This window comes from Streptomyces sp. NPDC056738, assembly GCF_042790435.1.
Classification (GTDB): Bacteria; Actinomycetota; Actinomycetes; order Streptomycetales; family Streptomycetaceae; genus Streptomyces.
The window spans coordinates 136,616-157,686 of sequence record NZ_JBHTZF010000016.1; the positions used below are offsets into that span (position 1 = coordinate 136,616).

14 protein-coding genes, 1 tRNA gene and 1 rRNA gene are annotated in these 21,071 nt (G+C 70.1%); 3 read left to right on the forward strand and 13 right to left on the reverse strand.

The window, feature by feature from the left end:
- The first annotated feature begins 28 nt into the window (after window positions 1-28).
- Entirely contained in the window at window positions 29-862 is an 834-nt protein-coding gene (locus tag ACFRIC_RS34640; RefSeq protein WP_382794332.1) for an Fpg/Nei family DNA glycosylase, read from the forward strand.
- A gap of 32 nt (window positions 863-894) precedes the next feature.
- Window positions 895-1,656, forward strand: coding sequence for an SDR family NAD(P)-dependent oxidoreductase (locus ACFRIC_RS34645; RefSeq protein ID WP_382794335.1), 762 nt, complete (start codon window positions 895-897; stop codon window positions 1,654-1,656).
- Here ACFRIC_RS34645 and ACFRIC_RS34650 read toward each other — a convergent pair.
- The 10 genes from ACFRIC_RS34650 to ACFRIC_RS34695 all read right to left on the reverse strand — a co-directional run bounded on the left by ACFRIC_RS34650 (window position 1,604) and on the right by ACFRIC_RS34695 (window position 16,798).
- On the reverse strand, window positions 1,604-1,915 hold the full coding sequence (locus ACFRIC_RS34650) for a hypothetical protein (protein WP_382794338.1): 312 nt from the start codon (window positions 1,913-1,915) through the stop codon (window positions 1,604-1,606). The genes ACFRIC_RS34645 and ACFRIC_RS34650 overlap by 53 nt on opposite strands.
- A 93-nt stretch (window positions 1,916-2,008) precedes the next feature.
- Complete coding sequence (locus ACFRIC_RS34655; RefSeq protein ID WP_382794341.1) at window positions 2,009-2,479, reverse strand: Dps family protein; 471 nt, start codon at window positions 2,477-2,479, stop codon at window positions 2,009-2,011.
- A gap of 244 nt (window positions 2,480-2,723) precedes the next feature.
- Complete coding sequence (locus tag ACFRIC_RS34660; RefSeq protein ID WP_037620346.1) at window positions 2,724-3,101, reverse strand: helix-turn-helix domain-containing protein; 378 nt, start codon at window positions 3,099-3,101, stop codon at window positions 2,724-2,726.
- Window positions 3,102-3,210: 109 nt separating this feature from the next.
- Window positions 3,211-3,756 (reverse strand): CinA family protein, encoded by a 546-nt coding sequence (locus tag ACFRIC_RS34665; RefSeq protein ID WP_382794345.1) that lies wholly within the window; start codon window positions 3,754-3,756, stop codon window positions 3,211-3,213.
- Window positions 3,753-4,556 carry a CDP-diacylglycerol--glycerol-3-phosphate 3-phosphatidyltransferase gene (gene pgsA, locus ACFRIC_RS34670; protein ID WP_382794348.1) on the reverse strand — a complete coding sequence of 268 codons (804 nt, stop codon included), beginning with the start codon at window positions 4,554-4,556 and terminating at the stop codon, window positions 3,753-3,755. The genes ACFRIC_RS34665 and pgsA overlap by 4 nt, the downstream gene beginning before the upstream one ends.
- Window positions 4,553-6,031 (reverse strand): 30S ribosomal protein S12 methylthiotransferase RimO, encoded by a 1,479-nt coding sequence (gene rimO, locus ACFRIC_RS34675; protein WP_382794351.1) that lies wholly within the window; start codon window positions 6,029-6,031, stop codon window positions 4,553-4,555. The genes pgsA and rimO overlap by 4 nt, the downstream gene beginning before the upstream one ends.
- Window positions 6,032-6,124: 93 nt before the next feature.
- Window positions 6,125-6,982, reverse strand: a complete 858-nt coding sequence (locus ACFRIC_RS34680; protein WP_382794354.1) for a helix-turn-helix domain-containing protein — start codon at window positions 6,980-6,982, stop codon at window positions 6,125-6,127.
- Window positions 6,983-7,353: 371 nt separating this feature from the next.
- Window positions 7,354-10,107: a DNA translocase FtsK gene (locus ACFRIC_RS34685; RefSeq protein WP_382794357.1), complete on the reverse strand. Its 2,754-nt coding sequence runs from the start codon at window positions 10,105-10,107 to the stop codon at window positions 7,354-7,356.
- Window positions 10,108-10,285: 178 nt separating this feature from the next.
- Window positions 10,286-10,969, reverse strand: a complete 684-nt coding sequence (locus ACFRIC_RS34690) for a response regulator (protein WP_365869116.1) — start codon at window positions 10,967-10,969, stop codon at window positions 10,286-10,288.
- Between the two features lie 333 nt (window positions 10,970-11,302).
- Entirely contained in the window at window positions 11,303-16,798 is a 5,496-nt protein-coding gene (locus ACFRIC_RS34695; protein WP_382794362.1) for a HAMP domain-containing protein, read from the reverse strand.
- Window positions 16,799-17,185: 387 nt separating this feature from the next.
- On the opposite strand from ACFRIC_RS34695, the gene ACFRIC_RS34700 reads away from it, so the two are divergent.
- Window positions 17,186-19,936, forward strand: coding sequence for a SpoIIE family protein phosphatase (locus ACFRIC_RS34700; RefSeq protein ID WP_382794365.1), 2,751 nt, complete (start codon window positions 17,186-17,188; stop codon window positions 19,934-19,936).
- A 115-nt stretch (window positions 19,937-20,051) separates the two neighbouring features.
- Here the strand turns inward: ACFRIC_RS34700 and ACFRIC_RS34705 are convergent.
- From ACFRIC_RS34705 to rrf, 3 genes are all read right to left on the reverse strand, one after another.
- A tRNA-Thr gene (locus tag ACFRIC_RS34705) sits at window positions 20,052-20,124 on the reverse strand.
- Window positions 20,125-20,207: 83 nt separating this feature from the next.
- Complete coding sequence (locus tag ACFRIC_RS34710; RefSeq protein ID WP_382794384.1) at window positions 20,208-20,870, reverse strand: DegT/DnrJ/EryC1/StrS family aminotransferase; 663 nt, start codon at window positions 20,868-20,870, stop codon at window positions 20,208-20,210.
- A gap of 113 nt (window positions 20,871-20,983) precedes the next feature.
- Window positions 20,984-21,071 (reverse strand): 5S ribosomal RNA (gene rrf, locus ACFRIC_RS34715); the annotation flags it as partial.

A 21,071-nucleotide genomic window follows, 5' to 3' on the forward strand; every position in this document is an offset into this window, starting at 1 on the left:
CCGACCCCCACCGTGCCACCCTGGAGTCATGCCCGAAGGAGACACCGTCTGGCAGGCCGCGAGGCGCCTGCACGTCGCCCTCGCGGGCAAGGTCCTGACCCGTTCCGACCTGCGGGTGCCGCGGTACGCCACGGCCGACCTCACCGGTCGCACCGTCCTGGACGTCACCCCGCGGGGCAAGCACCTCCTCACCCGGATCGAGGGCGGCCTGACCCTGCACTCGCATCTGCGGATGGACGGATCGTGGAAGGTGTACGAGCCCGGCCGGCGCTGGAGCGGAGGCCCCTCCCATCAGATCCGGGCCATCCTCGGCACCTCGGACCGCACCGCGGTCGGCTACCGCCTGCCCGTCCTGGAACTGCTGCGCACCGCCGACGAGGCCCGGGCGGTCGGCCACCTCGGACCCGACCTCCTGGGCCCCGACTGGGACCCGGACAAGGCCCTGGAGAATCTCCTGCGCGACCCCGAGCGCCCCCTCGGCGAAGCCCTCCTGGACCAGCGCAATCTCGCCGGGATCGGGAACGTGTACAAGAGCGAGCTGTGTTTCCTGCTCGGCGTCACGCCCTGGCTCCCCGTCGGAGTGCTGCCCGCCGACCGCGCCGTCCACCTGCCGGCCCTCGCCCAGAGGCTGCTGGAGTTCAACCGCGACCGTCCGATCCGTGTCACGACCGGACGCCGCGAACAGAACCTGTTCGTGTACGGGCGCACCCCTCGCCCGTGTCTGCGCTGCGGGACGCCGGTCCGCTCGGGGAACCAGGGCGACGGATCCCGCGAGCGCCCCACGTACTGGTGCCCCCGCTGTCAGACGGGCCCCACCCCGCCGCCCGCCCGTCCGCGCGGCAATGTGCGCACGACCAATTGACGACCCGTCAGATTCCTTCGTACCGTCCCTTCATGGGCCTCGCCGCGTACGACCTCACCGGACGCACCGCTTTCGTCACCGGCGCGGCCGGAGGCATCGGCCGCGCGACGGCGGTCCTGCTCGCGGACGCGGGCGCCACCGTGCACTGCGCGGACCTCGACGAGCCGGGCCTGCGCGAGACGGCGAAGCTGATCGAGGGCCAGGGCGGCACGGCGCTCCTCCACCCGCTCGACGTCACCGACCGGGCCGGGCTCCAGCGGGCCGTGGCCGCGTGCGGCCGCCTCGACGTCATGGCGGCGATCGCCGGGATCATGCACAGCAGCCCGGTCCTGGAGACCCTGGACGAGGATCTGGACCGGGTCCTGAACGTCAACTTCAAAGGGGTCCTGTACGCCTGTCAGGAGGCCGCGCGCTCCATGATCGCGAACGGTGTCCGCGGCAGCGTCGTCACCATGGCGTCGGGCGCGATCGACTCCGGCGGTCCGGGCCTGTTGTGCTACAGCGCCGCGAAGGCGGCGGTCGTACAGCTCACGAAGACGCTGGCGACGGAGGTCGGTCCGCACGGCATTCGCGTCAACGCCGTGGCGCCCGGCTGGATCCGCACCCCCATGACCGACCGTCACGGTGAGCGCCAGGCTCACACCGAGGCGTTCATGGCGCGCCTGTCGCCGCTGGGCCGCGTCGGGGAACCCGAGGACATCGCCCACGCCGTGCTGTACCTGGCCTCGGACGCCTCGGTCTTCACCACGGGTCAGATCCTCCGTCCCAACGGCGGGGTCGCGATGCCCTGGTAGCCCGCCCGGCGGCCCGCCGGCGCCGGATCTCCCGCCAGTGCCCCCGCCAGTGCTCACGCCACCGGTCCGATCCGACGGCGCCGCCGGCCCGGGACTTCGGCACGCAGTGCACGGGCAGCAGGCTGAGTCCCCATCCGCCGGCGGCTATCGCCCCTTCGAGGACCCCCGCGTCGGGTGCCAGAGCGAGCCGGAGCACGCTGAACCACCACAGCGCACCGAGCACCAGACAAGCCCCCCTGCGCAACGTCCGCCCCGCCATGACACCTCCTCCGGCGCGGCACCGGGCCGCCGATCTCACGCGCGAGCAGGGCACACCGGCGGGATGCACGGGCCGGGGCCGGGCGGGGGGCGCTCAGCCGTTCTCCGCCTGGAACATCCAGTGGTGCTTCTCCAGGTCGGCCGTGATGGCGATGAGGATGTCCTGGCTCACCGGATCCGGGTCCGCGGTGACGGCCACCCGTTCCCGCATCCGCGTGATCACCGCGCCGAGCGCCTCCACGAGCGTCCGTACGGCGTCGGTGTCCTTGATCCAGCCGTCGGGGGTGTGTCCGACGCCGCTGCTCGACGCCACGGTCGCGGCCCGTCCGTCCGGCGGGACGCCCAGCGTCGAGGCGCGTTCCGCCACGGTGTCCGAATGCAGTCGCGCGACGTCCACGACCTCGTCGAGCTGGAGGTGGACGGACCGGAAGCGGGGCCCCACCACGTTCCAGTGGACCTGCTTGGCCACCAGGGAGAGGTCCACGAGATCGACCAGGGCGCCCTGGAGCGCCTCGGAGACGGTCTTCAGGTCCGCCTCCGGCAGGGAGCTCTTCACGACGTACATCCGCATCCTCCGATCGACGACGACTCCGGTGGCCGGTCCGGCTGCCGCGGGCTCACGACGGCCGGCATCGGCTTCGCCGGGTCCCTCCACCATGGAGGCCGCGCCGGATACCGGCAAACGGGCCCATGAGGGACTTCGTGGCACACGAAAGCCCCGGCCCGGCTTCTCCGGATCTCCCCGGGGAAGCCCCGGCCGGGGCTTCGGTGATACGTCTCTCAGCTCGGGTTGCGCGAGCTGGTGAGCGTCAGGCGGCGACGACGTCGACCGCTTCGGCAGGCGCCTTGATCGTGACCCGTTCCGGTGGCACGCCGGTCACCGATACGGAATTGAGCATCGGGCGACGCACCGGTGCGGGCACCGGTTCGGTGGCCGCAGCCGACTGTGCCAGCTCCGCGAGGGCGAGCTCGTCGCTCACTTCCCGCATGAGCTCGGACATCCGTACGTCCAGCGCGTCGCAGATCGCGGAGAGCAGTTCGGAGGATGCCTCCTTCTGCCCCCGCTCCACCTCGGAGAGATAGCCGAGTGAGACTCGGGCGGACGAGGAGACTTCGCGCAGAGTACGGCCCTGGCGCTGGCGCTGCCGACGCAGCACGTCACCCAGCAGGCGACGGAGCAGAATCATCGGTGGCTCCCTCCTCGGACCGCGTAGCCGCATCCTTCACGCCCCACCGTACCGCCTTGCGCCGCGGCCGTGCGGGGAGCGATGTCGTGTTCACTCAGGGCTGCAAACATCAAAACCCCCCGTTCTGTTCCGTATCCTGTGCCCGCTCATTCCCGGTCTGTTCGCCCGCGAGCTCCTGAAGGAGCACCGCGAGTACGCTGCGTACACTCTCCATACGGATTTCCGCCCGGTCGCCGTTCAACCGCAGCGGCACCACTTTCCCGCCGCGAACGGTGTCGGAGGGGCCTTCGAAGGGTCCGTCGACGGCCACGTAGACCGTACCGACCGGCTGTCCGTCCTGTGGATCGGGACCGGCGACGCCCGTCGTCGCGATCCCCCAGTCGGCTCCGAGCGCCGCCCGCACCCCGGCCGCCATCTGCGCCGCGACCTGCGCGTCCACCGCGCCGCGTTCGGCCAGAAGAGTGACGTCGACACCGAGCAGCTCGTGCTTCAGTTCGGTGGCGTACGCGGTCACGGAGCCGCGGAACGCCTTCGAGGCGCCGGGCACCGCGGTGATCTCCGCGGCCACCAGGCCACCGGTGAGCGACTCGGCGACGGCGAGCGTCTCGCCCCTCACCGTGAGTAGTCGCACCACTTCGGTGGCCGTGGGACTCACCGCTCGGCCTCCGCGGCGGCCGCACGCCGCTCGGCGATTCCGCGACGCCGCAGCACGACGGCCTGGCGCACGTAGTCGAGCCCGGTGACCACGGTCAGCACGATCGCGACGCCCATCACCCAGAACCTCAGACTGGCCAGCGCCCCGGTCAGCGGCAGGATGTACATCCCGACCGCGGTGCCCTGGGCCAGGGTCTTCAGCTTGCCGCCCCGGCTCGCCGGGATGACGCCGTAGCGGATCACGACGAAGCGCAGCAGGGTGACCCCGAGTTCACGCCCCAGGATCACGAAGGTGACCCACCAGGGGAGGTCGTCGAGGGCCGACAGGCAGACCAGCGCCGCGCCCATGATCGCCTTGTCGGCGATGGGGTCGGCGATCTTCCCGAAGTCCGTGACGAGGTTGTACGTGCGCGCCAGGTGGCCGTCGAAGATGTCCGTGATCATGGCGACGGCGAAGGCCGCCCAGGCCCAGGCCCGCATGGCGGGGTCGTAGCCGCCGTCGGCCAGCATCAGCGCCACGAAACCCGGCACGAGGACGAGCCGGATCATGGTCAGGATGTTGGCGATGTTCCAGAGGCTGGCCTGGTTGACGGCCGCGGCGCCCAGTTTCCCGCCACGAGGCGTCTTCGGGCCTCCGGGAGCGTCGGACGCCCCCGGGGCACCGGAGGTGCCGGGAGCGCTCGACGAGCCGGAGGCGCCGGAGCCGTGGGATGCGCCCGGAGCACCGGATGCGCCGGGGGCGCCCGTCGCGCCTTTGGCGCCCGGGGAGCCGCCTGCCGCGGATGCCGGGGCTCCGGTCATCTGGCCGCCTCCTCAGTACATGCGAGCGAGCCGAGGAGAAGCGGCTCGGCCACCAGGTCGACACCTTCCGTGCCGACCACCTTGGCCTCGACGATACGGCCGACGGTCAGACCCTCGCCGCTCGTGAACAGGACCTGGCCATCCGTCTCGGGCGCCTGGTGCGCGGCGCGGCCGTACGCGCCGTCCTCGTCGTCGATGCCCTCGACCAGCACGTGCACGGTCTCGCCCACGCGCTCCTCCGCGCGCTGGGCGACCAGTTCCTCGGCGAGCCGGGACACCCGCGCCAGACGCTCGGCGACGACGTCCTCGTCCAGCTTGTTCTCGTACGTCGCCGCTTCGGTGCCCTCCTCGTCGGAGTAGCCGAAGACGCCGATCGCGTCGAGGCGGGCTCCGGTGAGGAAACGCTCCAGCTCCGCGAGGTCGGCCTCGCTCTCGCCGGGGAAGCCGACGATGAAGTTGGAGCGCACGCCGGCCTGCGGGGCCTTGGCGCGGATGGTGTCGAGCAGTTCCAGGAAGCGGTCGGTGTCGCCGAAGCGGCGCATGGAGCGCAGCACGTCGGGCGCGGAGTGCTGGAAGGACAGGTCGAAGTACGGGGCGACGTTCGGAGTCGAGGTCAGCACGTCGATGAGCCCGGGGCGCATCTCGGCGGGCTGAAGGTAGCTGACCCGCACGCGCTCGATGCCGTCGATCTCCGCGAGCTCGGGGAGCATCGTCTCCAGGAGACGGATGTCACCCAGGTCCTTGCCGTACGAGGTGTTGTTCTCGGAGACGAGCATCACCTCCTTGACGCCCTGTTCGGCGAGCCAGCGGGCCTCGTTCAGGACGTCGCTGGGGCGGCGCGAGATGAACGAGCCGCGGAAGGAGGGGATGGCGCAGAACGTGCAGCGGCGGTCGCAGCCGGAGGCGAGCTTCACCGAGGCGACCGGGGATCCGTCCAGCCGGCGGCGCAGGGGCGCGCGGGGGCCGGAGACCGGGGCGACGCCTTCGGGGAGGTCGGTGGGGGCGCCGTGGCCGGGAAGGGCCACTTCCTCGCCGGCGCTCTGCCGCTCGGCCGGGCTGATCGGCAGCAGCTTGCGCCGGTCGCGCGGGGTGTGGGAGGCGTGGATGCCGCCGTTCAGGATGGTCTGGAGGCGGTCGGAGATGTCGGCGTAGTCGTCGAAGCCGAGCACGCCGTCGGCCTCGGGGAGCGCTTCGGCGAGTTCCTTGCCGTACCGCTCGGCCATGCAGCCGACCGCGACCACGGCCTGGGTTCTGCCGTGCCCCTTGAGGTCATTGGCTTCGAGGAGGGCGTCGACGGAGTCCTTCTTGGCGGCTTCGACGAACCCACAGGTGTTGACGACGGCGACGTCCGCTTGCTCGGCGTCCTCCACGAGTTGCCAGCCGTCCGCCTCCAAGCGGCCTGCGAGCTCCTCCGAGTCCACCTCGTTACGGGCGCAGCCAAGGGTGACGAGTGCGACGGTACGGCGTTCAGGCATGGGCTCAAGACTACTTTGTCTGGCCGACACCCCACGTCGACGGGGTTGGCCGATCTTGGCCGACCCCGTCGACGGTGTGCTACCGGGGACCCCCTATCCGACCTGCGGGTCGCCCTTCGTGTACGTCAGACGCTCCACGGCGCCCGGCTGGAACTGATCCTCGATCTTCTTGCCGTTGACGAAGAGCTGGATGGCTCCGGCGTCACCGAGGATGAGGTTGATCTTGGAGCTGTCCTGGAAGGTCTTCGACTCGCCCTGCTTGAGCAGCCCGTCGAAGAGCATCCGCCCGTTGTGGTCCTTGGCGGAGATCCAGCTCCGTCCGTCCGCGGCGCTGACCTGGACGGTCACCTTGTCCTGCGGAGCGGCCGCGATGGCGCTGTCGGAGGGTTCGGGCTTCGGGTCGGCGGGCTTGGTGGCGGTCGCGGACGGCGCGGCGGACTTCTTGGTGGTCGGCGTGGACCCCTCGGCGACCTGGGTCTTGGAGTCGTCGCCGGCGCCGCCGCCCTTGACCATGGTGAACCCGACGAAGCCGATCACCGCGACGATCGCGGCGACCATGGCGGCCGTCCAGTTCGGCCCACGGCGCTCAGGGCGGATACGTTCCGCCTCGAACAGCGGGGCGGCGGGCGTCGGCGCGGGACGGCCGCCGTGCTCGGCGTCGTACTGCGCGAGCAGCGGAGCCGGATCGAGCCGGACGGCGCGGGCCAGGGTGCGGATGTGCCCGCGCGCGTAGACGTCGCCACCACAGGGGGCGAAGTCGTTCTGTTCGATGGCGTGGATGATCGTGATACGGACGCGGGTGGCGTTGCTGACGTCGTCGACGGTCAGATGGGCCTCGATGCGTGCCTTCTGAAGGGCACGTCCGATCGAGAGCCGTTCGGCCGCAGGGTCGTCTTCGAACGGACGCTCGTCTTCGGGGGAGTTGCCGTCAGGTGAGTTGACGATGGACACGGGGGCGCCTTTCGAGCGTGTAGCCACCTGTGCTGGAAGTACAGTCTAGGGGGGGTACGAAAGGGTGGGGCAACCGGACGGTGGGACTTTGTACGCCATCAGAATGGCCGGTCATCCTGATATAGGGACATGGTGGCGTCCCTTCGCTCAACTTGACGTGCGACAAGGCGAAACGGTTGCCCACCGACTCCTTACGGGTGAGTCACGTTCACATATCAGCCGGGTGCGGAACATGACGTTCCGCCATCCGCCCGACACCACCGCCGCTCCCTGAGCGACCGCCACGCGCCCTCCGCGCCGTTGCCGGCTGTCCGTCCCCCCTCGCCGGGGTTCCGGGCGGTGTCGACCCGGACCGGTCCGAACGGCACCGCCTAGGCTTCTGCTTCCCCGCGCATCACGGCCAACACCCCGTCCAGCTCGTCGGCCTTCACGAGGACGTCACGCGCCTTGGAACCCTCGCTGGGTCCGACGATCCCGCGCGACTCCATGAGGTCCATGAGCCGGCCGGCCTTGGCGAAGCCGACGCGCAGCTTGCGCTGGAGCATCGAGGTGGACCCGAACTGCGTGGAGACGACCAGCTCCGCGGCCGCGCACAGCAGATCGAGGTCGTCGCCGATGTCCTCGTCGATCTCCTTCTTCTGCTTGGTGCCCACGGTGACGTCGTCCCGGAAGACGGGCGCCATCTGATCCTTGCAGTGCTGCACGATCGCCGCGACCTCGTCCTCGGTGACGAAGGCGCCCTGCATACGCGTGGGCTTGTTGGCCCCCATCGGCAGGAAGAGTCCGTCGCCCTTGCCGATGAGCTTCTCGGCACCGGGCTGGTCGAGGATGACCCGCGAGTCCGCGAGGGAGGACGTGGCGAAGGCCAGCCGGGAGGGGACGTTCGCCTTGATCAGACCGGTGACCACGTCCACGGACGGCCGCTGGGTGGCGAGCACCAGATGGATGCCGGCCGCGCGCGCGAGCTGCGTGATGCGCACGATCGAGTCCTCGACGTCGCGCGGCGCGACCATCATCAGGTCGGCGAGCTCGTCCACGATCACCAGGAGGTACGGGTACGGGGTCAGCTCGCGCTCACTGCCCTCGGGCAGCTTGACCTTGCCGTTCCTGATGGCCTCGTTGAAGTCGTCGATGTGCCGGAACCCGAACGCCGCGAGGTCGTCGTAGCGCAGGTCCATCTCCCGGACGACCCACTGCAGCGCCTCGGCGGCCCGCTTCGGGTTGGTGATGATCGGCGTGATGAGGTGCGGGATGCCCTCGTACGCGGTCAGCTCGACGCGCTTGGGGTCCACGAGGACCATCCGCACGTCCTCGGGGGTCGCCCGGACCATGACCGAGGTGATCAGGCAGTTGATGCAGGACGACTTGCCGGAACCGGTGGCTCCGGCGACCAGGACGTGCGGCATCTTCGCCAGGTTGGCCATCACGTAGCCGCCCTCGACGTCCTTGCCGAGCGCGACCAGCATCGGATGGTCGTCCTCCGCCGCGTCCGCGAGCCGCAGCACGTCACCGAGGTTGACCATCTCGCGGTCGGTGTTGGGGATCTCGATGCCGACCGCGGACTTGCCGGGGATCGGGCTGATGATCCGCACATCGGGGCTGGCGACCGCGTACGCGATGTTCTTGGTCAGCGCGGTGATCCGCTCGACCTTCACGGCGGGGCCGAGCTCGACCTCGTAGCGGGTGACCGTCGGCCCGCGCGTGAAGCCGGTGACGGCGGCGTCGACCTTGAACTCCCGGAAGACGTTCTGCAGGGAGGCGACGACCGCGTCGTTGGCGGCGCTGCGGGTCTTGCCCGGGCCGCCGCGCTCCAGCAGGTCGAGGGAGGGCAGGGAGTAGGTGATGTCCCCGGAGAGCTGGAGCTGCTCCGCGCGCGGGGGCAGTTCGCGCGGCGCGTCGGGCGCGGCCTTGGTGAGGTCGGGCACGACCTGCTCGGCCGGCAGGGTCTCCTGCTTGGGCCGCTTGGCGCCCGGGACGGCCTTGGCGCGGGCCGCCGGTACCGGCGTCGTCTCCTCGTACCCGTCGCGTTCGACGCTGACGCCCTGCGTCAGATCGGCGACCAGGGGCGAGGGCGGCATCCCGTGCAGCACGGCACCGTCCAGCGCCGCGGCGGCGGCCGCCGCGACGTCCACGGCGTCCATCGGACGGTTCATGTCGGGCTGCTGCGCACCGGGCCGCCGGGGGCGGCTACGGCGCCGGGTGAGCGCCTCCTGCTCGGCGCTGTCGGGGTCGTACGCCTCGGGGGCGCGCGAGCGCCCGCCGGGGCGCCCGGCGATCCCGTCGCGCCACTGCTCGTCGTAGCGCTCCTCGTCCTCGCGGAACGCGTCCTCGTCGAAGTCGGCCTGGACGATGCCGAGCTTCTGGCCGAGCAGCCGCAGCCGCTGCGGAATCGCGTTGACCGGGGTCGCGGTGACGACGAGCAGTCCGAAGATCGTGAGCAGCACCAGGAGCGGTACGGCCAGGACGTCACCCATCGTGTACGTCAGCGGGGTGGCCGACCCCCAGCCGATGAGTCCGCCGGCGTCCCTTATCGCCTGCATCCCCTCGCTCCGCGCCGGCGAACCGCACGCGATGTGCACCTGCCCGAGCACGCCGATCACGAGCGCCGACAGCCCGATCACGATCCGTCCGTTCGCGTCGGGCTGCTCGGGGTGCCGGATGAGCCGCGCCGCGATCACGGCGAGGAGTATCGGGACGAGGAGGTCGAGGCGGCCGAAGGCGCCGGTCACCAGCATCTCGACGAGATCGCCGACCGGACCGCGCAGATTGGACCACGTACCCGCCGCGACGATCAGCCCGAGGCCGATGAGCAGGAGCGCGAGCCCGTCCTTGCGGTGCGCCGGGTCGAGCCCCTTGGCGCCGCGCCCTATCCCGCGGAAGGCGGCTCCGACGGCATGGGCGAGACCCAGCCACAGGGCGCGTACGAGTCTGTACACGCCCGCGGTCGGGTTGGGCGCCGGCGCGGGGGCGGGCTTCTTCACGGCGGCCCTCTTGGCGGGCGCCTTGCCGGCGGCCGCCTTCTTCGCGGGGGCCTTTTTCGCCGGGGCCTTCTTCACCGGAGCCTTCGTCGGAGCGGCCGCCTTCTTCGCGGGCGGCTTCTTGGCTGCGGACTGACGTGAGGCCATGTGTGTGAGGTTACCGGTGGAGACGACAGCGGACACGTGTGCCCAGTGCTTCACCCGATCGTGTCGCCGTTGCGGGGAGCGGAACTGACGCTTCCTCAAAGCGCCGCGGGCGTTCCCTCACGCCGCGGCGGAAGTCCTCTGGCTGTCTGACGCGCCGTCCGGCACGCCCGTGCGGACCTCAGCTCTGCGAGGGCAGCGAGGGTGCCCCGCTGCCGGTGCCCGGCTCCAGCGCGTCCAGCGCCCTGCGCAGTCCGGTGAGTTTGCGCTCCAGATGCGCCGCGGTCGCCACGGCCGCCGCGTCGGCGGAGTCGTCGTCGAGCTGCTTGGACAGCGCCTCGGCCTGCTCCTCTACGGCCGCGAGCCGCGCGGAGAGTTCGGCGAGAAGCCCGGCGGGCTCCTTGGCCTCACCGAGCGCCGCCTTGCCGCCGCCCTCGAGCTGTAGCCGCAACAGGGCCGCCTGCTCACGGAGTTGGCAGTTCTTCATGTACAGCTCGACGAACACCGAGACCTTCGCGCGCAGCACCCACGGGTCGAAGGGCTTGGAGATGTAGTCCACGGCACCGGCCGCGTACCCCCGGAAGGTGTGGTGGGGGCCGTGGTTGATGGCGGTGAGGAAGATGATCGGGATGTCCCGGGTCCGCTCCCGCCGCTTGATGTGCGCGGCCGTCTCGAATCCGTCCATGCCGGGCATCTGAACATCCAGCAGAATGACCGCGAAGTCGTCCGTGAGCAGCGCTTTGAGCGCTTCCTCCCCGGACGATGCCCGAACCAGTGTCTGATCGAGCGCGGAGAGGATCGCCTCCAGCGCCAACAGATTCTCCGGCCGGTCATCGACCAGGAGGATCTTGGCCTTCTGCACCATGGCCCGCCCTCCTCGCCCCGGCATGGGGCCTCCCCTGTCCGCAGGACTAGGGGAAGCGCCGGGCGCCGCCCCTGGGGACGACTCCCTTGCGCCGTCCGTCCTTGTGCCGGTCATGCTAGCCGCACCCCGCCCGTCGCCACACCCTGTCACCGTGATGTCACTGTGCACGTAGCAGAAACGCGGCAGGGGACCAGAAGGTTCCCCGTATCCCGTGCTTCTACACGGCTTCGGGCACAGTCCGTCATCCGACGCCGGGCCGCCGGAAACGGCCGTGCCGCACGGTGTACCGGTGCCCGGCACACCGTGACGACCCGCGTCGCTCCTTCGAGTGTGTCACCCCTCGCGCATCCACTGCGCCATCACCGACAGCAGGTGATCGGGATCGACCGGCTTGGTCACGTAGTCGGAGGCACCCGACTCGATCGCCTTCTCCCGGTCGCCCTTCATGGCCTTCGCCGTCAGAGCGATGATCGGCAGGCCCGCGAACTGCGGCATCCGCCGGATCGCCGTGGTCGTGGCATAGCCGTCCATCTCGGGCATCATGATGTCCATCAGAACGACCGTCACATCGTCGTGCTGCTCCAGGACCTCGATGCCCTCGCGGCCGTTCTCCGCGTACAGCACGGACAGTCCGTGCTGTTCGAGGACGCTGGTCAGCGCGAAGACGTTGCGGATGTCGTCGTCGACGATCAGCACCTTCTCGCCCTCGAAGCGGATGCCCCTGCCCCGCTGCGCTCCCGCGTCCTGCTGACCCGCGGCCGCCCAGGGCTCCTGAGCGGCGCCCGCGGCACCGTCCTGCTGCCCGGAGACGTCCGCGCGCTGCTCGGCCGTGGGCAGTGCCCTGCGGCGCCTTCTGAACAGCGCGGCGGGCCCGTTCTGGGCGTCCTGGTACGACTTCACCTCGGCCGGCATCCCGATGCTGTGCAGTTCACCCTCCGAGGCCAGCAACTCCCCCGCCTCCAGCGCCGGGGCGAGCTGCCCGTACCCCTGAGGCGGCAGTTCGCTGGGGTGCAGCGGCAGGTACAGCGTGAAGGTGGAGCCGCGTCCCGGCTCGCTCTGGGCGTAGATCTCGCCGCCGAGCAGCCGCGCGATCTCCCTCGAGATGGACAGCCCGAGGCCCGTACCGCCGTACTTGCGGCTCGTCGTGCCGTCCGCCTGCTTGAAGGCCTCGAAGATCACCCGCATCTTGCTCGCCGCGATCCCGATACCCGTGTCGGTCACGGAGAACGCGATGAGGTCCGCGTCCGCGTCCCGCAGCGACCCCGACTCCAGGAGCTGCTCCCTGATGGCCACCGGCACGTCGGCCCCCGCGGGCCTGATCACCAGCTCGACCGCTCCGGAATCGGTGAACTTCACCGCGTTCGACAGGAGGTTGCGCAGCACCTGGAGAAGGCGCTGCTCGTCGGTGTGCAGCGTGGCGGGCAGCTCCGGCGAGACCCGTACGGAGAAGTCGAGCCCCTTCTCCGCGGTCAGCGGACGGAAGGTCGCCTCCACGTAGTCGACGAGCTGGACCAGCGCGATGCGGGTCGGCGACACGTCCATCTTGCCCGCCTCGACCTTGGACAGGTCGAGGATGTCGTTGATGAGCTGGAGCAGGTCGGAGCCCGCGCCGTGGATCGTCTCGGCGAACTCGACCTGCTTGGGCGTGAGGTTCGTGTCCGCGTTGTCGGCGAGCAGCTTGGCCAGGATCAGCAGCGAGTTGAGCGGCGTGCGCAGTTCGTGCGACATGTTCGCCAGGAACTCGCTCTTGTAGCGCATGGAGACCGCGAGCTGTTCGGCGCGCTCCTCCAGGACCTGCCGCGCCTCCTCGATCTCGGTGTTCTTGACCTCGATGTCGCGGTTCTGCTGGGCCAGCAGCTCGGCCTTGTCCTCCAGCTCCGCGTTCGAGTCCTGGAGCGCCTTCTGCCGGTTCTCCAACTCCGCCGAACGCTCCCGCAGTTGCTCGGTGAGCTCCTGCGACTGCCGCAGCAGCACCTCCGTCTTGGTGTTGACCGAGATGGTGTTGACGCTCGTCGCGATCATTTCCGCGATCTGGTTCAGGAAGTCCTTCTGGATCTGCGTGAAGGGCGTGAACGACGCCAGCTCGATGACACCGAGCACGGTTCCCTCGAAGAGCACCGGGAGCACGATGACCTGCGCCGGAGGCGCCTCCCCCAGCCCGGAAGAGATCTTCAGGTAGCCGCTCGGCGCGTTCTCCACGAGGATCGTGCGCTTCTCCTGCGCCGCCGTCCCGATCAGCGCCTCACCGGGGCGGAACGAGGTGGGCATGGAACCCATCGAGTAGCCGTACGACCCCAGCATCCGCAGCTCGTACGCCTCCTCGTCCTCCGTACCCGCGTCCGCGCCGTCGACCAGCGGCATCGACAGGAAGAACGCGCCGTGCTGGGCGGAGACGACCGGCGTCAGCTCGCTCATGATCAGCGAGGCCACGTCGTCGAGATCGCGGCGGCCCTGCATCAGCGCCGAGATGCGGGCGAGGTTGCCCTTCAGCCAGTCCTGCTCCTTGTTCGCGATCGTGGTGTCGCGCAGGTTGGCGATCATCTTGTTGATGTAGTCCTGGAGCTCCTGGATCTCGCCGGAGGCGTCCACGTCGATCTTCAGGTTCAGGTCACCGCGGGTCACCGCGGTCGCCACGCGCGCGATGGCGCGCACCTGCCGGGTCAGGTTCCCGGCCATCTCGTTCACCGACTCGGTGAGGTCACGCCACGTGCCGTCGACGTCCCGGACCCGCGCCTGACCGCCCAACTGCCCCTCGGTGCCCACCTCGCGGGCCACCCGGGTGACCTCCTCCGCGAACGACGAGAGCTGGTCGACCATCGTGTTGATGGTGGTCTTGAGCTCCAGGATCTCGCCGCGGGCGTCGATGTCGATCTTCTTGGTCAGATCGCCCTTGGCGATGGCCGTGGTGACCATCGCGATGTTGCGCACCTGGCCGGTCAGGTTGGACGCCATGCCGTTCACCGACTCGGTGAGGTCCTTCCACGTCCCCGCGACTCCCGGGACGTGCGCCTGACCGCCGAGGATGCCGTCCGTACCCACCTCGCGGGCCACCTTGGTGACCTGCTCGGCGAACGAACTCAGCGTCTTGACCATGGTGTTGAAGGTGTCGGCGAGCTGCGCGACCTCACCGCGCGCCTCGATCGTCACCGTGCGGGTCAGGTCGCCGTTGGCGACGGCCGCCGCGACCTGCGAGATGTTCCGCACCTGCATGGTCAGGTTGTAGGCCATCAGGTTGACGTTGTCGCTCAGGTCCTTCCAGATGCCCGTGACACCGGGCACCCGCGCCTGACCGCCCAACTGGCCCTCGGTGCCCACCTCGCGGGCCACCCGGGTCACCTGCTCCGCGAACGACGAGAGCTGGTCGACCATCGTGTTGACGGTCGTGACCAGTTCGAGGATCTCGCCCCTGGCGTCGACGGTGATCTTCTTGGACAGGTCGCCCATGGCGACCGCGGTCGTGACCTCGGCGATGTTGCGCACCTGGATGGTCAGGTTGTTGGCCATGAAGTTCACGGACTGGGTGAGGTCCTTCCAGGTGCCCGAGACACCCTGCACCTCGGCCTGCCCGCCGAGGATGCCCTCGGTGCCCACCTCGCGGGCCACCCGCGTCACCTGCTCGGCGAAGTTCGAGAGCTGGTCCACCATCGTGTTGAGGGTGTTCTTCAGCTCCAGGATCTCGCCGCGCGCGTCCACGTCGATCTTCTGCGACAGGTCACCACGGGCCACCGCGGTCGCGACCTGCGCGATGTTGCGCACCTGGGCGGTGAGGTTGCCGGCCATGCCGTTCACCGAGTCGGTCAGGTCGCGCCACACACCGGCGACGCCGGGCACCTGCGCCTGACCGCCCAGCCGGCCCTCCGTACCCACGTCACGGGCCACCCGCGTCACCTGGTCGGCGAACGCGGAGAGCTGGTCGACCATCGTGTTGATGGTGTTCTTCAGCTCCAGGATCTCGCCGCGCGCGTCCACGTCGATCTTCTGCGACAGGTCACCACGGGCCACCGCGGTCGTCACCTGCGCGATCTGCCGCACCTGCGAAGTCAGGTTCCCCGCCATGAAGTTGACGGAGTCCGTGAGTTCCTTCCAGGTGCCGGAAACGCCGTCCACCCGGGCCTGGCCGCCGAGCCGGCCCTCCGTGCCCACGTCACGGGCCATCCGCGTCACCTGGTCGGCGAAGCTCGAAAGCTGGTCCACCATGGTGTTCACGGTGACCTTCAGCTCCAGCATCTCGCCGGCCACCTCGACGGTGACCTTCTGCGACAGATCGCCGTTGGCGACCGCCGTGGTCACCTGGGCGATGTTGCGCACCTGACCGGTCAGGTTCTGGAACGCCGTGTTGACGGAGTCGGTCAGGTCCTTCCAGGTGCCGGCCACTCCCGGGACCTGGGCCTGGCCGCCCAGCTCACCCTCGACACCGACCTCGCGCGCCACGCGCGTGACCTCGACACCGAACGACGAGAGCTGGTCGACCATCGTGTTGACAGTGTTCTTCAGCTCCAGCATCTCGCCGGCGACCTGGACACTGACCTTCTGCGACAGATCACCGTTGGCCACGGCGGTCGTCACGGCGGCGATGTCGCGCACCTGGGTCGTCAGGTTGCGGAAGACGGTGTTGACCGAGTCCGTGAGGTCCTTCCACGTTCCCGCCGCCCCCGGCACGTTCGCCTGACCGCCGAGCCGGCCCTCGCCGCCGACCTCGTTGGCGACACGGGTCACTTCGTCCGCGAACGTCCGCAGCGTCTCGGTCATCTGGTTGATCGTCTCGGCGAGCTGAGCGACCTCACCGCGCGCGGAGACGGTCACCTTCTGCGACAGGTCACCGCTCGCGACCGCCGTGGTCACCTGCGCGATCCCGCGCACCTGGGCCGTCAGGTTGCCGGCCATGAGGTTCACCGAATCGGTGAGGTCCTTCCACACGCCGGCCACACCGGGCACCTGCGCCTGACCGCCGAGCTCACCCTCCGTGCCCACCTCGCGCGCGACGCGTGTCACCTCGGAGGAGAAGGAGGACAACTGGTCCACCATCGTGTTGACGGTGTTCTTCAGCTCCAGCATCTCGCCGGCCACATGAACGGTGACCTTCCGCGACAGGTCACCCTTGGCGACGGCCGTGGTCACGAGAGCGATGTCACGCACCTGGGCGGTGAGCCGGTACGCCATCGTGTTGACCGAGTCCGTGAGGTCCTTCCACGAACCGGACATGCCACGGACCCGGGCCTGACCGCCCAGCTTGCCCTCGGTGCCCACCTCGCTGGCCACGCGGGTGACCTCGTCGGTGAACGTCGAGAGCTGGTCCACCAGATTGTTGACGGTCCGGCCGACCTTCAGGAACTCACCGCGCAGCGGATGCCCGTTCCCGTCCGCCGCCTGCGCGCGCAGGTCCATGCGCGGCGACAGATCGCCCTCCGCGACAGCGGACAGTACCCGGCCGACCTCGGAGACGGGTCGTACGAGATCGTCCACCAGCGCGTTCGACGCGTCGATGGCGGCCGCCCAGGCGCCTTCGCCCGCGCCCGCCTCCAGCCGCTCCGTGAGCTTGCCCTCACGGCCCACCACCCGCCGTACCCGCGACAGCTCACCCGTCAGATGCAGATTCCGGTCCGCGACCTCGTTGAAGACAGCCGAGATCTCGGACATCACGCCGTCACCGGAAACAGTGAGCCGCTTGCGGAAGTTGCCGTCCCTCATCGCCACCAGGGCCGTCAGCAGCCGGTTCAGGGCCGCCGTGTCCACCTCGGTGGTGCCGGTGCGCGGTGTGCGCCCGCTCTTCAGGGACTGTCCGCCTTTCGCGCGCGTCCTACCGCCCCGCGTCGCTGCGCCAGACTCCACTGTGTCCCTCCCGCAAGGGTCGACCAATACTGCTCGGCGTACTCGGGTACTTCTTTTCGTGGTGCGCGGGAGGCATGCGACCTGCCCGGACCTTCTCCTGGAGCCTGCCCAGTGTTTCACCCCGGCCGAACCAGGCCATAACAGTTCGGCAGCTTCGCACATCGTCCGCACACCCGCGGGACAATCCTTCGGCCCCGGTCGGAGGCAATCACACGCACCTGTCCGAACGGAACACCGCACTCTTCAAGACGGAAACACCCGTGACCGGCATCCGCAGGGGCCGCGGAGGTAAGTAACCTTGCAAGCGGCTGTCCAGCCGTGCCGGTCCCGTCCGGCCTGGGCGGTGGCACGAGTACGAGCGGGCAGGCATCGGAGGGGCACCGCACCATGACCACCGGACTGCATCCCGGGGAGACACCCCAGGATCCCCGGCAGACAGGGCACCACGCTCTGCCCACGCAGGAGCGGGCCGGCCACGGAACCCCGCACGCCACCGACGACCGGACAAGGAGTTCTGTGATCACCGCGCGCGCGGCCGCCAGTTTCGAACCCGTGGGACGGTCCGTCGCGACCGCCCGCTCGTTCGTCCGGGACACCCTCCAGGGCTGGGGCTTCGCCGACATCGTCGACGACGCCGTCGTTCTGACCAGCGAGCTGGTCACCAATGCCGTCGTGCACGCGGGCACCTCCGCCGATGTCCTGTGTCTGCGCAGCGACGACGGCGTGCGCATCGAGGTGGCGGACCGCTACCCGGAACGTGAGATTCCACTCCAGGCCGCGGCCATCAACATGGGGAGCCCGGACCGCGAGGGCGGCCGCGGCCTCCAGCTCTGCGCGGCCCTGGCCCGCCGCTGGGGCGTCGACTACACGCCCACCCACAAGCAGGTCTGGTTCCAGCTCGACCTCCCCGAGCGCGCGATCGGCACCCGCGCCGCCGGCCCCTCGCTGCCCGCCGACCTGCTCCCCCTGGCCGACGGCCGCGTCCGCGTGGCGGTCGTCCAGATCGACCGCACCGGCGCCATCAACGCCTGGAACGAGGACGCCGAGGAACTCTTCGGCTACGCGGCCGAGCAGGTCACCGGCAAACCGCTCACCGACTTCGCGGCCTGGCCGCACACCCCCGGCACCGGCACCGGCATCGTCGAGGCCCTCCAACTCTCCCGCTGGGAAGGCAGTTACGGCGTCCGCTGCGCCGACGGCCGGGTCACCCCCGTGTACGCCTCGCACCTGCGCGTCCGCGACACCAGCGGCGAGCCCTCCACCGTCTGCCTCCTCGTACGTGACCACGAACGCGCCGTCCTGCAGACCCCGTTGCGCGGGCCCGCCTCCGACTCGGGCTCCCACACCGAGGGCCAGGCCACGGATCCGTTCGAGGTCTTCATCGGATCGCCGGCCCCGGACGACCTCGACGGTCTCCTCCAGCGCACGGTGGAACGCGCCCGCGACATGCTCGACGGCGACTCCGCCTTCCTGCTCCTCGCCACCGACGACGAGACGGAGTTGGAGGTGCGCGCCTCCACGGGCCTGCCCTCCGCCCGCCAGCGCTTCGCCCGCGTCCCGGTCGAGGCGGGCCCAGGACGCTACGGCTCGGCCCGGATGCCCGCCGTCCACGAGGACCTCACCCTCGTCCCCGGCGCCGTACCGCTCCTCGGCGGCACCGGCATGCGCTCGGTCGTCACCGTCCCGCTCAAGGTCGAAGGCCGGCTGACCGGCTCCCTCGGTGTCGCCGCCGAATCGCCGGGACGCTACTCCAACGAAGAGGCCCTGCGCCTCCAGTTCGCCGCCGACCGCATCGCCCTGGCGGTGGAATCGGCCCGCCTCGGCGAGCTGGAACGCCTGCGCCGCGGCTCGCTGTCCTTCCTCGTCGAGGCCTCGGACCTGCTCGCCGGCACCCTGGACCGCGACCAGACGCTCGCCCTCATGGCCCAGATGACGGTCCCGACCCTGGCCACCTGGTGCGCCGTGTACACGATCGCCGACCAGGCCTCCGATCCGTACCTCTCGTACGTCCTGCACGAGGACGAGGAACTCATCGACGGCCTCAAGGCGTTGCTCTCGAAGGTCGCCCCACCGGACCCGGTGCCCACCCCGGGCGCCCGGGTCTGGTCGGCTCCGGCCGCGGCCGCCCACGACGCCGCCCTGCGCACCTCGATGCGCAGCCTCGGCCTCGGCGGGCAGACCTCGGTGAGCTCCGGCATCGGCCCGACCCTGGCGACGGCCGCGGCGGTCGGCGGCGAGACCGTCGTCCTGCCCCTGGTCGCACGCAACCGCGTCATCGGCATGCTGACCCTCGGCAAGCCCTCGGACGAGCATTTCCGCCAGGAGATCCTGGAGTTGGCCGAGGACCTCTCCCGACGGGCGGCTCTCGCCCTGGACAACGCACGCCTGTACTCGGAGCGCACGGCCATCAGCCAGTCCCTCCAGCGCAGCCTCCTGCCCCCCGAACTCCCCCAGATCGAGGGCGTCGAGGTCGAGGTCATCTACCGGGCGGCCGGCGAGGGCAACGAGGTCGGCGGCGACTTCTACGACCTCTTCCCCATCCGTGACGGCGCGTACGGCTTCGCCATCGGCGACGTCTGCGGTACGGGCCCGGAGGCGGCGGCGGTCACGGGCCTGGCCCGGCACGCACTGCGCCTGCTGGCCCGCGAGGGCTACGGCGGCCCCGCGGTCCTGGAGCGGCTGAACTCCGCGATCCTCGACGAGGGCGCCCGCAGCCGCTTCCTGACCCTCCTCTACGGCGAGTTGTGGCCCCAGGAGGACGGCAGCGCGGTCCTGAAGGTCGTCTGCGCCGGCCATCCGCTCCCGCTGCGCCTGCGCCAGGACGGAACGGTCGAACCGGCCGCCGAGCCGCAGCCGTTGCTCGGTGTCATGGAGGACCTGGAGCTGTACGAGCAGAGGGTCACGCTCGATCCGGGCGATGTCCTGCTGTGTGTCACGGACGGCGTCACGGAGCGGCGCGAGGGCACCCGCATGCTCGGTGACGACGGCCTGGCGGACGTCCTCACCACGTGCACGGGGCTGACGGCCGGCGCGGTCGCCGCGCGCATCATGCGCGCGGTCGAGCGCTTCGCCTCCGACGCCCCGTCGGACGACATGGCGATCCTGGCGATGCGTGTCCCCGGCCTCCCCACGGACTGATTTCCGCGGGACGGACGCTCCTGGGACTCGGGTCCCAGGAGCCGAGGTCCGTCGGCCGGATATACCGGAAACGCGAAAGGCCCCCGCCCACAAGGGCGGAGGCCTTTTCTTCCTGAGCCCCCCAACGGAATCGAACCGTTGACCTTCTCCTTACCATGGAGACGCTCTGCCGACTGAGCTAGGGGGGCCTGTCGCTTTTGAGGTTTCCCTCGCGGCAACAAGAGAGATCATACCCTGAATTGGGCCGTGCTCCCAACCAGTGCGGCCCTGATCAGAAGGCCGGCTGCAGCAGTCCGCCGAGCGCGTTGCACGCGGAGACGATCCGCTGCATCTCCCGCTTCGTCAACGTCCCGTCCACAGGCAGCGAGAGGGTCTCGTCGGCGGCCCGCTCGGTCTCCGGGAGGTGTACGTCCCTGCGGAACCCGGGGAGGCGGTGCACCGGTGTCTTGACCGGCACGCGGCACTCGACTCCCCTGGCCCGTACGGCCGCTGCGAAGGCGTCACGGTCCGGACGTCCGTTGCCGGGGACCCGCACCACGTACTGCTGGTAGGTGTGTCCGTCACCGCTGACCGGCGTGCGGACGCCCCTCAGCCGGCCGTCGAGGTAGGCGGCCCGCTCCCTGCGCTGCGCGATCTCGTCGTACGGCGCCTCGGACTCGCCCTGTTCCAGCACCAGCACCTCGTGCCGCTGCCCCAGCTCCCGCAGCCGCGTCAGGTCGGCGGTCCGCCCGAAGCGGTGCACGACGACGAGCGCCGCCGTCCGCGGGGTTATGACGGCCTCCACCGCGTCGGGGGCGAGGCAGTACGTCACCGGGTCTATGTCGGCGAAGACGACGGTGGCGCCGGCCTGGATGACGGCGTCGGCGACCTCCACGTTCCCGAAGGCCGGGACGACGACCTCGTCACCGGCACCGACGCCCGCGGCGGTGAGCATGGCAGCAGTACTCATGATGGGGATATTGGTCGCGTAACGTGAACTTCAAGTGACGCCAAACAAAAAAGAGCTGGTCCCCGAACCGAAGTTCGGGGACCAGCTCTCTAAATTTAGTTCGGCGGCGTCCTACTCTCCCACAGGGTCCCCCCTGCAGTACCATCGGCGCTGTGAGGCTTAGCTTCCGGGTTCGGAATGTAACCG

Bases quoted from the DNA above. Each gene is read 5' to 3' on its own strand.
- ACFRIC_RS34640 (WP_382794332.1), top strand. From the start codon at position 29: ATGCCCGAAGGAGACACCGTCTGGCAGGCCGCGAGGCGCCTGCACGTC.
- ACFRIC_RS34645 (WP_382794335.1), top strand. From the start codon at position 895: ATGGGCCTCGCCGCGTACGACCTCACCGGACGCACCGCTTTCGTCACC.
- ACFRIC_RS34650 (WP_382794338.1), bottom strand. From the start codon at position 1,915: ATGGCGGGGCGGACGTTGCGCAGGGGGGCTTGTCTGGTGCTCGGTGCG.
- ACFRIC_RS34655 (WP_382794341.1), bottom strand. From the start codon at position 2,479: ATGTACGTCGTGAAGAGCTCCCTGCCGGAGGCGGACCTGAAGACCGTC.
- ACFRIC_RS34660 (WP_037620346.1), bottom strand. From the start codon at position 3,101: ATGATTCTGCTCCGTCGCCTGCTGGGTGACGTGCTGCGTCGGCAGCGC.
- pgsA (WP_382794348.1), bottom strand. From the start codon at position 4,556: ATGACCGGAGCCCCGGCATCCGCGGCAGGCGGCTCCCCGGGCGCCAAA.
- rimO (WP_382794351.1), bottom strand. From the start codon at position 6,031: ATGCCTGAACGCCGTACCGTCGCACTCGTCACCCTTGGCTGCGCCCGT.
- ACFRIC_RS34685 (WP_382794357.1), bottom strand. From the start codon at position 10,107: ATGGCCTCACGTCAGTCCGCAGCCAAGAAGCCGCCCGCGAAGAAGGCG.
- ACFRIC_RS34690 (WP_365869116.1), bottom strand. From the start codon at position 10,969: ATGGTGCAGAAGGCCAAGATCCTCCTGGTCGATGACCGGCCGGAGAAT.
- ACFRIC_RS34700 (WP_382794365.1), top strand. From the start codon at position 17,186: ATGACCACCGGACTGCATCCCGGGGAGACACCCCAGGATCCCCGGCAG.
- ACFRIC_RS34710 (WP_382794384.1), bottom strand. From the start codon at position 20,870: ATGCTCACCGCCGCGGGCGTCGGTGCCGGTGACGAGGTCGTCGTCCCG.